This window comes from Kitasatospora sp. NPDC059571 (assembly GCF_042735675.1).
Taxonomy (GTDB): domain Bacteria; phylum Actinomycetota; class Actinomycetes; order Streptomycetales; family Streptomycetaceae; genus Kitasatospora.
The window spans coordinates 10455-22817 of the sequence record NZ_JBHWBW010000080.1; the positions used below are offsets into that span (position 1 = coordinate 10455).

12 protein-coding genes and 2 pseudogenes are annotated in these 12363 nt (G+C 73.3%); 4 read left to right on the forward strand and 10 right to left on the reverse strand.

What is annotated here, in order from left to right; genetic code table 11:
* On the forward strand, positions 1–780 hold a 780-nt coding region (locus ACFV0G_RS12370), incomplete at its 5' end, for an LLM class flavin-dependent oxidoreductase (RefSeq protein ID WP_380545640.1).
* Between the two features lie 109 nt (positions 781–889).
* Positions 890–1714, forward strand: coding sequence for a DUF1684 domain-containing protein (locus ACFV0G_RS12375; RefSeq protein ID WP_380545642.1), 825 nt, complete (start codon positions 890–892; stop codon positions 1712–1714).
* 309 nt (positions 1715–2023) lie between these two features.
* On the opposite strand, the pseudogene ACFV0G_RS12380 reads toward ACFV0G_RS12375, so the two are convergent.
* From ACFV0G_RS12380 to ACFV0G_RS12395, 4 genes and pseudogenes are all read right to left on the reverse strand, one after another.
* Positions 2024–2353: pseudogene (locus tag ACFV0G_RS12380) on the reverse strand (phosphatase PAP2 family protein); the annotation flags it as partial.
* 129 nt (positions 2354–2482) lie between these two features.
* Positions 2483–2650 (reverse strand): hypothetical protein, encoded by a 168-nt coding sequence (locus tag ACFV0G_RS12385; protein WP_380545644.1) that lies wholly within the window; start codon positions 2648–2650, stop codon positions 2483–2485.
* A 485-nt stretch (positions 2651–3135) separates the two neighbouring features.
* Positions 3136–3510: a DUF6296 family protein gene (locus tag ACFV0G_RS12390; RefSeq protein ID WP_380545646.1), complete on the reverse strand. Its 375-nt coding sequence runs from the start codon at positions 3508–3510 to the stop codon at positions 3136–3138.
* A gap of 227 nt (positions 3511–3737) precedes the next feature.
* Positions 3738–4172, reverse strand: coding sequence for an Hsp20/alpha crystallin family protein (locus ACFV0G_RS12395; protein WP_380545648.1), 435 nt, complete (start codon positions 4170–4172; stop codon positions 3738–3740).
* 111 nt (positions 4173–4283) lie between these two features.
* Here ACFV0G_RS12395 and ACFV0G_RS12400 point away from each other — a divergent pair.
* Positions 4284–4601 (forward strand): annotated as a pseudogene (locus tag ACFV0G_RS12400) (STAS domain-containing protein); the annotation flags it as partial.
* A 93-nt stretch (positions 4602–4694) separates the two neighbouring features.
* Here the strand turns inward: ACFV0G_RS12400 and aspA are convergent.
* From aspA to ACFV0G_RS12425, 5 genes are all read right to left on the reverse strand, one after another.
* Positions 4695–6104, reverse strand: coding sequence for an aspartate ammonia-lyase (gene aspA, locus ACFV0G_RS12405; RefSeq protein WP_380545650.1), 1410 nt, complete (start codon positions 6102–6104; stop codon positions 4695–4697).
* A gap of 40 nt (positions 6105–6144) precedes the next feature.
* The gene (locus ACFV0G_RS12410; RefSeq protein ID WP_380545652.1) at positions 6145–7161 is read right to left on the reverse strand and encodes an asparaginase; all 1017 of its coding nucleotides are present in this window, start codon (positions 7159–7161) and stop codon (positions 6145–6147) included.
* A gap of 107 nt (positions 7162–7268) precedes the next feature.
* Positions 7269–8708 carry an amino acid permease gene (locus ACFV0G_RS12415; protein WP_380545654.1) on the reverse strand — a complete coding sequence of 480 codons (1440 nt, stop codon included), beginning with the start codon at positions 8706–8708 and terminating at the stop codon, positions 7269–7271.
* Complete coding sequence (locus tag ACFV0G_RS12420) at positions 8705–9382, reverse strand: FadR/GntR family transcriptional regulator (protein WP_380545662.1); 678 nt, start codon at positions 9380–9382, stop codon at positions 8705–8707. The genes ACFV0G_RS12415 and ACFV0G_RS12420 overlap by 4 nt, the downstream gene beginning before the upstream one ends.
* 86 nt (positions 9383–9468) lie before the next feature.
* Entirely contained in the window at positions 9469–10257 is a 789-nt protein-coding gene (locus ACFV0G_RS12425) for a gamma-glutamyl-gamma-aminobutyrate hydrolase family protein (RefSeq protein ID WP_380545656.1), read from the reverse strand.
* Positions 10258–10516: 259 nt separating this feature from the next.
* Here ACFV0G_RS12425 and ACFV0G_RS12430 point away from each other — a divergent pair, with 259 nt between their 5' ends.
* A complete protein-coding gene (locus ACFV0G_RS12430; protein ID WP_380545658.1) occupies positions 10517–11491 on the forward strand; it encodes a LysR substrate-binding domain-containing protein in 975 nt (324 codons plus the stop codon).
* A 29-nt stretch (positions 11492–11520) separates the two neighbouring features.
* On the opposite strand, the gene ACFV0G_RS12435 is transcribed toward ACFV0G_RS12430, so the two are convergent.
* Positions 11521–12015: an expansin EXLX1 family cellulose-binding protein gene (locus ACFV0G_RS12435; RefSeq protein ID WP_380545660.1), complete on the reverse strand. Its 495-nt coding sequence runs from the start codon at positions 12013–12015 to the stop codon at positions 11521–11523.
* Positions 12016–12363 lie beyond the last annotated feature (348 nt).

Sequence of the window (12363 nt, forward strand, 5' to 3'; positions counted from 1 at the left end):
GGCGTCCGCCGGCCCGCGCCGGCCGGCGCGGCGCCCGTCACCGCCGGTCGCGGCCCGAACGGCCTGCGGATCCCCGCTCCGTTCTCCTACGAGCACCTGCTGCGCCACCCGCGCTTCGCCCTGCACCGGAAGCTGCTCCAGTTGCCCGGCGCCGAGTCCCAGCCCTACGACGAACAGATCGCCGACGTCCTCGCCCTGCTCGACGGCACCTACATCACCGCGGACGGCGTCGAGGCGCACGTCGTGCCCGGTGAGGGCGCCGACCTCCAGGTGTGGATCCTCGGCAGCAGCGCCGGGATCAGCGCCGAGGTCGCCGGTGCGCACGGGCTGCGCTTCGCCGCGAACTACCACGTCAGTCCGGCGACCGTGCTGGAGGCGGTGGACGCCTACCGCGCCGCGTTCCGGCCCTCGGCCGTCCTGGACCGCCCCCACGTGAGCGTCTCCGCCGACGTCGTGGTGGCCGATGACGAGGCGACCGCCCGGGAGCTGGCCGCCGGGTACGGGTCGTGGGTGCGCAGCATCCGCAGCGGCGACGGCGCCATCCCGTTCCCGACCCCGGAGGAGGCCCGTGCGCACCGGTGGACCGCGGCGGACCGGGCGCTGGTCGCCGACCGCACCGAGACCCAGTTCGTCGGCTCGCCCCGGCAGGTCGCCGACCGGCTGGAGACGCTGCGCGACGCCACCGGCGCGGACGAACTGATCATCACCACGATCACCCACCGGCACGCGGACCGGCTGCGGTCCCACGCATTGCTGGCCGAGGAGTGGGGGCGGCGATGACACGGTGCCGCTGGGTTCCCACGGACTCAACACCCACCACGGGACGCCGCCGGTCCGCCGGGCCGGTCGGTTCCACCGGATCCCCCGTCCACCACACGCAGGAGCGGACATGACGACCGGGAACGACGACCACGAGGACTTCGTCCGACAGTGGGAGGAGTGGCACGCCGCGCACGAGCGGGCCCTGGCCGATCCCCACGGATTCCTCGCCGTCACCGGCCTGTACTGGCTGGACGACGAACCCACGCGCTTCCCCGACGCACCCGGCGCGTGGTCCGTCACCGAGGAGGGCGTCGGCGTCCGGCTGGACGACGGCGAGGAACTCGTCCTCGACGGCGCCGCGTTGCAGGGGCACCACCACTTCGGGACGATCCCGGAACGGGTGAGCCTGTTCGCCCGATCGGGTGACGCCGTGATCGAGATCGCCAGGCGCGGCGGGCACCACATCCTGCGCCCGCGCCACCCCGACAACGGGCTCCGCCTGAACTACACGCACACCCCGGCCTACACGCCGGACCCGCGCTGGTCCGTGACTGGGCGCTACCTCCCCTTCGACGCACCGCGCGCGGTGACCGTCGGCGCGGTGGTCGAGGGGCTGCAGCACGTCTACGACGCCCCGGGGCAGATCGAGTTCGAGCTGGCGGACGGCCGCTCGTACCGGCTGACCGCGTTCAACGGCAGCCGGCCCGGCAGCCTCCAGGTCCTGTTCACCGACGCCACGTCGGGCGTGACCACCTACCCGGCCAACCGCGCGTTGTCCGTCGCGGCGCCCGACGACCGGGGCCGGGTGGTCGTCGACTTCAACCGGGCCACCAACCTGCCGTGCGCGTACACCGACCTGGCCACCTGTCCGCTGCCGCCGTCCGAGAACCGGCTGCCGGTCGCGGTGGAGGCCGGGGAGAGGATCCCCCGCGAACGGTCCGGCGGCCGGTAGCCGGCCCGGGCGCCGTTCCCCGCCGGAGCCGCCCTCCGCCCCTGGCGGGTTCGGCACCGAACCGGGCACCGGTGAGCAGCACGAGATCGGACAGCCACAGCACCGCGGCCAGCACGCCGTCCGGCGACCGGTACTCCGCGCGCCCGGCCGAGCGCGCCGAGTCCGGGCTTCTGCGGGTCCACCGTTCCGCTCCTTCCGGTCGTCGCCGTGCGTCCAGGACCAGGTGCCCGGATCTCCGCCGTCACAACCGGTGCGGGGTTCCCCGCGCGGTCTCCGGGCTGTGGGTGCGGACCGGCCGCGGACGGGGTCTCAGGGTCCGGCGCCCTCCGGGCGGGGCGGTCCGCCGGGTCCGAGTTCCGGTTCCAGACCCTCGGCGAGGGGCGGCGTGCCGCGTCCGCCCTCGCGCCGCCGGCCGTCGAACGCCCACACCGTAGCCGCCACGACGGCGAGGCCGAGCAGCCAGCCGCCCAGCACGTCGCTCACCCAGTGCACGCCGAGGGCCGCGCGGGTCAGGCCCACGCCGACGACCGACACCACCGCCAGGACCCGGGCGGCGGCCCGGGGGGCTCCCGGCACGACGGGGGTGAGGGCCGGCAGCGGCGCGGTGCAGGAGGCCGCGGCGGTCCTGGCGTGTCCCGAGGGGACGGTCCACGCCCTGCACGCACGAGACGCCGGTCACACCGGGCGCCACGGTGTGAACGCACGGTGCCCGCCGAAGGGGCCTGCCGTGCCCGTCTCCCCGCCAACACGGCAGGCGGGCTCCGGTCCTCAGCGGGCGGCGGGGCCGTCGAGCGCCCCGGTCTCCAAGCCCAGCATCTGCAGGAGCAGCCGGAGGTCACCGCGGTCACGGGCATGCCGCTCCACCACCGCACGCGCCCGTACGGCGTCCTCGGCGGCGACCGGCACCACCGACTCGACGACCTCCGCGAGTGACACGAGATCCTTCTTCACACCCGCCACTGCCGGCACCTCCAACCCCGTCCGACCCGCCGGGAAGGACGGACCGCCTCGACGGCCCTCGGACATACGGCTTGCCCGGGCGGGCGATTCCAACCCTCCAGCACGGCCGCCGACGCACGGTCCTGCGGCCGCCGGGGCCGGCAGGCGGCAGGCGGACGCGCTCTCGCCCGCAGCCACGCCACCCGGCGCCGGCGGCTCACCGCGGGCCTCGGGGCGAACCTCGCGGTCAACGCCTCCCGGAGCCGGCTGTTCTTCCGCCTCCCCGGCCCCTGGGCCACGGCCGGCGCCACCCTCCATCTCGACGCCTCGAACGCCGACCGACCGGGCCCCGGGCGGTGCGAACCCGGCACGCGACGTCGACGCCCCGGTGCAGGGAGCCGTCCTCGTCGGGCGGGAAGTCCAGTCGGCGGCACGCCGCGGAGGAAGGAGGAGTGCACAGGACGCGGGCCGGGGACACCCGCTCAGGGCAGCGGCACGGCGTGGAGGCAGGTGTGGCGGCCGGATCGCGGTGACACGGTGAGCGGCCTCGCCGCCTCCCCTTCGATCGCCACCCGGAAGGCCCCCGCGTCGTCCGCATACACAGGCACCCCCGTGGCGGTGAGTTCGCCGGTGGGGCGGACGACGACGACCTCGGGAGGCCGGTGCCCACCGGGCGGCCCAGGCAGGGTGACGGCGTACCGGTGGGACCCGTCCATCGGTCGTCGCTCATCCGGTGCGCGGGCCGACGTCGGCCGGGGCGGCGAGGACGCCGTCGTGGACGGTGGGCATCCCGTCGTGGTGGTGATCCGCGGCAGTGGTGGGGTCACACCGGTGTGCGGACCGTACCGGGAGGACATGGGGGGCTCCCTTCCGGTCGGGGGACGACATGGCAGGGCGGGGCGGTGGCAGGGCCGTTCCCGCCACCGCCCCGCACCGGGAACGCAGCCCGGCGCCGCTCCGGCACGGGCCGCCCGGTGTCCGGCCGGTCCGTGCGTGACGCGAGGGGCCGGACGAAGGGGCGGGGGTGTCCCGCGCCGTCCGCTGAGGGCACTCGGGGGCGGCGCGGGAAGGCCTCGGGGCCGGGTCAGGCCCGGATCTGCTTGCGGGTGCCGCTGTGGCCGATCGCGACCTTGCGGGGCTTGGCCCTCTCCGCGACCGGGATGCGCAGGGTGAGCACGCCGGCGTCGTAGTCGGCGGTGATGCCCTCGGGGTCGAGCGTGTCGGAGAGCATGACCTGGCGGGAGAAGACGCCGAGCGGGCGCTCGGACAGCTCCCACTTCACGCCCTCGCCCTCGTGGCGGGGGCGGCGTTCGGCCTTGACGGTCAGCATGTTCCGTTCGACGTCGATGTCGATCGCCTCCGGGTCCACCCCGGGCAGGTCGAAGCAGATCACGTACTCGTCGCCGGCCCGGCAGGCGTCCATCGGCATCGGCGTGGGACGGGACCACGTCCCGTTCGTTGCGAGGAACTGCTGGGTCAGGCGGTCCGGTTCGCGGAACGGGTCGGTGCGCAACAGCATCGCGGAACACCTCCACGTGGGATCACAGGGCGCCAGTGCGCTTCACCTGACACTGTTCTAGCACGTCATCCATCCGATGACAAAACCTGCCGTCGTCGTTGGAGTGACGGCATGCCGCGGGGGTCGCACGCAACCGGAACGACCCGAACCGGTGTCACCGGCCCCGTCCTGGAGATCGCCGGCGGACTCGACCACGCCACCGCACCCGACCTGCGGGCACTGCTCGGCACGCTCGTCCTCAGGCCCGGCCGACGGCTCGCGGCGGACCTGGCCGGCATGGAGTTCTGCGACTCCGCCGGCATCACCGCCCCGGCCGCCGCCCGCACCCACGCTCCACGGGCCGACATCGCACTCGCCGCCGTCCCCGACAACACGCTGCGCGTCCTCCACGTCGTCGGCCTCGACCAGATCATCCCCCTGCACCCCGACGCCGCGACGGCCACCCGGCCCCGACCCCACGACAGGGGCGCCGGGCGCTGCACGACCGCACCCGCCCACGGCTTCCGCCACCGCGGCCCGGGGTCAGACCAGGGCCGTGCCGGTTCCCGCGATCACCTCGGGCCGCAGCAGGGCGGCGAGCGTCCCGGCCGGGAGCAGGCCCTTCTCCAGGACGAGCTCGGCCACGCCCCGGCCGCTGGCGAGAGCCTCCCTGGCGATGTCGGTGGCGGCCGTGTACCCGATGTGCGGGTTGAGGGCGGTCACCAGGCCGATGGAATTCTCGACGGTCGCGCGCAGCATCTCCGTGTTGGCGGTGATGCCCACCACGCAGCGCTCGGCGAGGATGCGGCAGGCCGCACTCAGGTGGGTGACGGACTCCGACAGGGAGTGCAGGATGATCGGCTCGAAGGCGTTGAGCTGGAGCTGCCCGGCCTCGGCGGCCATCGTGACGGTGATGTCGTTGCCGATCACCTCGAAGGCGACCTGGTTGACGACCTCCGGGATCACCGGATTGACCTTGCCCGGCATGATGCTCGAACCCGCCTGCACCGGCGGCAGATTGATCTCGCCGAAGCCCGCCCGCGGGCCGGAGGACAGCAGACGCAGGTCGTTGCAGGTCTTGGAGAGCTTGACGGCGATCCGCTTGAGCACCCCGGACATCTGGACGAACGCACCGCAGTCCTGAGTGGCTTCGACCAGGTTGGCCGCCGTGACCAGCGGCAGCCCGGTGATGGCGGCGAGGTGGCGGCGGGCCGACTCGGCGTACCCGGCGGGGGCGTTGAGGCCGGTGCCGATCGCCGTGGCACCGAGGTTGATCTCGTGGATCAGCTCGACGGCCTCGGCGAGCCGACTGCGGTCCTCGTCGAGCATGACCGCGAACGCCGAGAACTCCTGGCCGAGCGTCATCGGCACGGCGTCCTGCAGTTGGGTGCGGCCCATCTTCAGCACGTCGCGGAACTCAACGGCCTTGCGGGCGAAGGCGTCCTGGAGGACGGCCATCGCGTCGAGCAGCCCGCGCACGGCGAACACCGTCGCGATCCGGACGGCGGTCGGGTAGACGTCGTTGGTGGACTGGCCGAGGTTGACGTCCTCGTTGGGGTGCAGGTGCCGGTACTCGCCCTTGGCGCGGCCCAGCAGCTCCAGCGCCCGATTGGCGACGACCTCGTTGGCGTTCATGTTGGTCGAGGTGCCGGCACCGCCCTGGATGACGTCGACGACGAACTGGTCGTGGAGCCTGCCGCCGCGGATCTCACGGCAGGCTGCGACGATCGCCCCGGCCTTCGCGGGTTCCAGCAGTCCGAGCTCCTCGTTGGCGAGGGCGGCGGCCTCCTTGACGGCGGCCAGGGCGTCGATCAGGTGCGGGTAGGCGGAGATGGGCGTGCCGGTGATGGGGAAGTTCTCGGTGGCGCGCAGGGTGTGGACGCCCCAGTAGGCGTCGGCGGGGACGTCTCGGTCCCCGAGCAGGTCGTGTTCGCTGCGGGTGGCGGCGGTCATGGGTGTGCCGGTCCTCTTCTTCCTGGAGGGGCGGGTCGGGTCACGCGGGGGCGAGCAGGGCCGACGGGTCCAGCGCCGCTACCGGCCGGACGCCGCCGACGGGCCGGCCGCCGCCGGTCGCCGGCTCCCCCGCGAACCCGGGGAGCAGCCGGGGGTCGACTCCCGCGAGGGCCAGCGCGGCCGCCGTCACCGGAACGCGCGCCCGGTCCGCGCCGTCGGCGATCTTCACGGCGACGGCGCGGCCGTCCGGCAGTGCGGCGACCTGGACGCCCTCGAAGCCGTCCTTGGCCAGCAGTCCCGGCACCGCGCGCATCAGCGCGGCCACGTCCCGTCCCGAACCGGAGGCCATCTCCGGGTGCCCGCGCAGTGCGTCCGCCACCCGGAACTCGGGCGTGCCCGGCGACGCCGAGGCGATCCGGGCGGCGGCGCGGGCGAGGCCGTGCAGGGAGACGGCGAACAGCGGGGTGCCGCAGCCGTCGACGGTGACGTGCGCGATGCGCTGGCCGGTGAGTTCCTCGACGACCTCGGCGATCGCCCTCTGGAGCGGGTGGGCCGGGTCGAGGTAGGTCTGCGGGGGCCAGCCGTTGAGCGCGCAGAGGTACAGCATCGCGGCGTGCTTGCCGGAGCAGTTCTGGGCGAGCCGCGAGGGCGGACGGCCCTCGCGGACCCAGGTGTCGCGAACGGCCGGGTCGTACGGCAGGCCCGGCACGTTGCGCAGGTCGTCCTCGGTGAGGTGGGCCAGCGCCAGGATCCGCCGGGTGCCGGCGAGGTGGCGTTCCTCTCCGGAGTGACTGCCCATCGCGAGGGAGAGCAGGTCGCTGTCGAGCGGTAGCCCGGCCCGCACCATGGCGACGGCCTGCAGCGGCTTGAGGGCCGACCGCGGGTAGCAGGCCGCCTCGGTGTCGCCGATGCGGAACCGGACCTCGCCGTCGCCGCCGAGGACGACGACGGAGCCGTAGTGGGTGCCCTCGACCACGCCGCCGCGGGTGACGTGGGCGACTGGCGCGTGGTGGGGCTCGCGGATCGCGGGCGCGACCGCGAGGGGACTGCTGAGCATGGCTGCCTCGATCGGTGGTGGATGGGGACTGCTGACCCGTGTGCCTGCGGGCGGCGGGCCCGAGAGGACGGGTGGCGGGTCACGGGGTTCCCGGGGCCGCCCCGGGCTCAGCCGTCGGACCCGGCGGCGGCGCGCGCGATGCGCCCGCGGATCGCGTACCAGCCGGCGGCCAGCGCCGCGGCGATCACTGGTACGCACAGGACGGTGGTGCGTCCGGCGCCGCCGTCGGCGTACATGAGGACCAGGACGGAGGCGAGGAAGGCCAGGGTCACGAGTTCGGTCCAGGGCGAGCCGGGCAGGCGGTAGCCGGGGCGGGTCAGTTCTCCGTCGCGGGTCTTGCGCCAGAACAGCAGGTGGCAGACCATGATCATGCCCCAGGTGGCGAGGATGCCGATCGCCGCGAGGTTGAGCACGATCTCGAACGCGTCGGCGGGGACCACGAAGTTGAGGCCCACCCCGAGGACGCACATGCCGCCGGTGAGCAGGATGCCGCCGTAGGGAACCTGACTGCGGCTCATCCGGGCGGTGAAGCGCGGGGCCGACCCGTTGACGGCCATGGAGCGCAGGATGCGGCCGGTGGAGTAGAGGCCGGAGTTGAGCGAGGACATCGCCGCGGTGAGGACGACCAGGTTCATCACGCCGCCGGCCGCCGGGACCCCTATGTGGGAGAGCACGGTCACGAAGGGGCTCTGGCCGGGGGTGTAGGCGTTCCACGGCATCAGCATCGACAGCAGGACGACCGAACCGACGTAGAAGAGGCCCACACGCCACATGATCGAGTTGATCGCCTTCGGCATGATCTTCTCGGGGTCCTCGGTCTCCCCTGCCGTGACGCCGACGAGTTCCACCGAGGCGTAGGCGAAGACGACACCCTGGATGATCAGCAGCATCGGCAGCAGGCCGTTGGGGAAGACGCCGCCGTTGTCCATGATCAGGGACGGGCCGGGTACGGCACCGTCGACCGGGTGCCGGGTCACCAGCAGGAAGATCGCAATGCCCATGAAGACCAGCAGCGCACCCACCTTGACGACGGCGAACCAGAACTCCATTTCACCGAAGATCCTCACCGAGATGAGGTTCACGGTGAGCACCACGGCCAGGGCGACGAGCGCGATCACCCACTGCGGGACGGCGGAGAACAGGTGCCAGTAGTGGGCGTACGTGGCCACCGCCGTGATGTCGGCGATGCCGGTGGTCGCCCAGTTGAGGAAGTACATCCACCCCGCGGTGTATGCGCCCCTCTCCCCCAGGAACTCCCGGGCGTACGAAACGAAGGCGCCGGAGGACGGCCGGTACAGGACGAGTTCGCCGAGCGCGCGCACGACGAGGAACGCGAAGACGCCGCAGACGGCGTACGCGACGAACAGGGAGGGCCCCGCCTCGGCGAGGCGTCCGCCCGCACCGAGGAAGAGGCCGGTGCCGATCGCTCCGCCGATGGCGATCATGTTGACGTGCCGGGGTTTCAGGGACTTGCTGTAGCCGGTGTCCCCGGCGTCGACGTGACGGGTCGTGGGGCGCTTCTCGTCCTTGAGGAACTGCTCGCTCACGCCTCGGGTATACCTTCCGTGGGGGACTCCGTGTGCTTGGGGCGCACGATGTCGGTGAGGGTCGTCTCGACCTGGCGGAGGTGGTGGGACATGGCCTCCACCGCGTCGTGTTCGGAACCGTCGATCAGGGCCTCGACGATCGCCCGGTGCTCGCAGTTGGACTGCTCGCGCCGGCCGCCGAGTTCGTTGAGGAAGGTCGACTGACGCGCCAGTGCGTCACGGATCTCCTCGATCACCCGACGGAAGACCGGATTGCCCGAGGCCTCGGCCACCGCCAGGTGGAAGACGGTGTCCAGCGCCACCCACGCGGTGGTGTCGGTCTCCCGCTCCATCCGGTCGAGCAGGTGGGCCAGCTGGTCCAGGTCCTCCGGAGTGCGGCGCAGCGCCGCGTAGCCGGCGACGGGGATCTCGACGTGCCGGCGCACCTCCAGGAGGTCGCTGGCCGCGTAGTCGCCGAAGGTGGGGTCCTCGACCGTGTTCGCCACGACGAAGGTGCCCTTGCCGGTCTTCGAAACCGTCAGGCCCATCGTCTGCAGGGCCCGGAGCGCCTCCCGCAGCACGGGCCGGCTGATCTCCAGGGTGCGGCACAGCTCTGCTTCCGAGGGGAGCTTGTCCCCCACGGCGTACTCACCGCGCTCGATGGCGCTGCGCAGGTGGCCGAAGACCGCTTCCATGGCGCTGACGCGCCGCGGGACCCCTCCACCTGTCTGGCTGTCTGACAGGTTCACGGGCTGATCTTGGAGGGTGGAGCCCACCGGTGTCAAGGGGCCGGCGTCGACACCACGACGTCCCGCGAACCGCTCCGCGCACGGGCCCTCCGCTCCGCGGTGCGATCCGGAGCGGCGTTCGCCGTGGTCCCGGCGGCGGCCACCAGCGCGTGCACCACGGCCGAATCGAAAGCCATCTCGGGGTGCCACTGCACCCCGACGACGAAACGGTGCCGGTTGCTCTCGATCGCCTCGATGGTGCCGTCCGCCGCACGGGCGCCCACGACCAGACCCGCCCCGAGGGACTCCACCGCCTGATGGTGGTGCGTGGCGACCTGGCCGGTCCCCGGCAGGAGCGCGCCGATCCGCGTCCCCGGCACCGTGGTGACGGCGTGGGGGGCGAAGTGGCCCCCGTGCGGGTTGTGCCCGTGGTGCCCCACCTCGTCGGGAAGGTGCTGGATGAGGGTGCCGCCTGCGTGCACGTTCATCAACTGCATTCCCCGGCACACCCCGAGCACGGGTAGGTCATGTGCGAGGCCGGCGGCCAGTACGGCGCGTTCCCATCGGTCGCGTTCGCGGACCGGCGGTCCCGTGCACGGGTGCGGCTGCGCCCCGTACAACTGGGGATCCACGTCCTCGCCGCCGGTCAGGACGATCGCGTCAAGACGCGCGACGACGTCGACCGCGGCCTCCGGCGCATCCGGCGGCAGCAGGACAACGCGGCCGCCCGCCGCCTGGAGGCAGCTGACGTACGCCGCGGGGAGCAGCGCGGCGGGCAGCTCCCACTCCCCCCACCGGGCATCGGCGAGGTAGGTGGTGAGTCCGATGAGCGGCTTGGGCATGCCACGTCCTTTCAGGCCTGGAAGTCGATCGTCGACGGCAGTCCCCTGCGCGTCCGCCCGACGGCCGCGCGCACGGGCGGGTCACGGCGGAAGGGGCGCACGGCACCGGGGGCGACGGACGCGCCCGACGACGGTGAGGAACGGCTGCGGACCCGGGAGCGGAGGCTTGCGCATCCGGCCGCGAGCAAGAATCCTGCTGCCGTCCATGCATAAGCACAAGAAAAGACGTCTTCGCTACAGATAAGTGAGCCTTAACTCCGTGCAGAGACTCGATCCCCGTTTGCTCGCCACCCTTGAAGCCGTGGTCCGGCACGGCTCCTTCAACGCCGCCGCACGCGAGCTCGGCTACAGCGCACCCGCGGTCTCGCAACAGATCGCCGAACTCGAACGCCGCGCCGGCCTCCGAGTGATCGAGCGCCGCCCCGTGCGCGCGACCCCGGCCGGCGTGGTCCTCCTCGACGCCGAACAGCGCGTCCGGAGCGCATTGGCGGCGGCCTCCCTGGAACTCGACGCCATGCGCGCGGGTACCGCCGGACGGATCCGGCTCGGCGCCTTCGCCTCCGCCGCCGCCCGCATCGTCCCGCAGGCGCTGGCCCGACTTCAGGCGACCCACCCCGACGTGCAGGTCAGCCTCTCCCAGGTGGAGCCCGAAGCCGGCTACAAACGGCTCAAGCGAGGAGACATGGACCTGGCCCTCGCCTACGACTACGACTTCATCCCCCTGCCACCGCCCCGGGCACTGCGCCGGACGCCGGTCGCACGGGACCCGGTCGTGGCGGTGGTCCCGGCCGACCACCCCCTCGCCGACCGGGACGTCATCGACCTGGCCGACCTCGCGTCCGAGACGTGGATCGCCGCCCCGGAGGCCGCGCTGCGCCTGGAACTGCTCGCCCAGATGGCGAAGACACCGGGCTTCCAGGCCCGCCTTGCCTACGACGGCGACGACTTCAACACGGTACTCGGCTTCGTCGCCGCCGGTCTGTGCGTGGCCGTCATGCCGCAGCTGGCCCTCCCACCGGGCAACACCCGGATCGTGGCGCGCCCCCTCGCCGGCCCGGAGCTGACGCGCTTCATCTACACCGTCCGCCTCGACACCCGGCACGCCCCGCGCGCCCTGCTGGCCCTGGAGGAGATGCTCGCCGCGCATGCGACGGCCGCCCTCCCGGGAGCACGGGCAACGCCCCGCAGTCCAGCGGGGCAAGGGGACGGACGTAGCACGCTCACCACCCGTTGAGAATCAACGCTCCGTCAGGGCCGGTCGGTTCACGATCGATGCCGGACGAACGGGACACCGGTGGGCTTGGCGACGTCGGGTTGCACAGCGATGCGGTCGACGGTCAGCCGTTCCCCGTAGACGTCGGCGATCCGGATCGGGCCGCCGCAGCCTGTGCCGTCGGCGGAGAGGAAGTAGTTGTCGTCGGAGCGCGGCAGCCTCCGCCAGCCGTTTCCGGCCCGGACCTCGAGCGTCGCGAGCGGGTTCCGGTGGCCGATCACCCGGATTCCGCACCACCACTTGCCGGATCCGGTCCTGTAACGGAGAGAGACGGCGCCCGTCCCGTCCGGGCTCAGCAGCGTCCAGGCGATCGGGAGCCGGCCCACCGAGAGGTCGGCGAGCCTGGTGGAGGCCTCCCGGCCGAGGTCGAGTTGGCCCGCTGCGCAGAACAGCGGGCAGACGTCGACGGTCCGGACCGTGAGGGAGGCTCCGTGGGCAGCGATGCTCCTCCAGCGTGTCCAGGCCGAGGCGGACGCGGCCAGCAAGATCGGCTGGTACGCCTCGGTCGACTCGATGTCCGTACGCGCCCACCACCATGCCGTCGGCTCCCGGCACGCTCCGCCGCCCGCCGTCGAAGGGGGCTCCGCCCGGGCGGTCAAGGCCGCTCGGGTGCGGGCGGGACTGCGCGGGCTGATTCCGTCGGTCGGGACCACCTGGTTCCGCAGCAATCGGTAGGGGCGCGTACACGGGGACGAGGCCCTCGGCCGTCGGTCGTCATCGTTCTCGGCCTCGCGGGTGCCCTGCCGGAGCCGGGGGGGGGGGGGGGGGGGGGCCCCCGCCCCCCGCCCCGGAGGGGCGGGGGGTGGGGGGGGGGAGGGGGTGGGGGGGGGAGC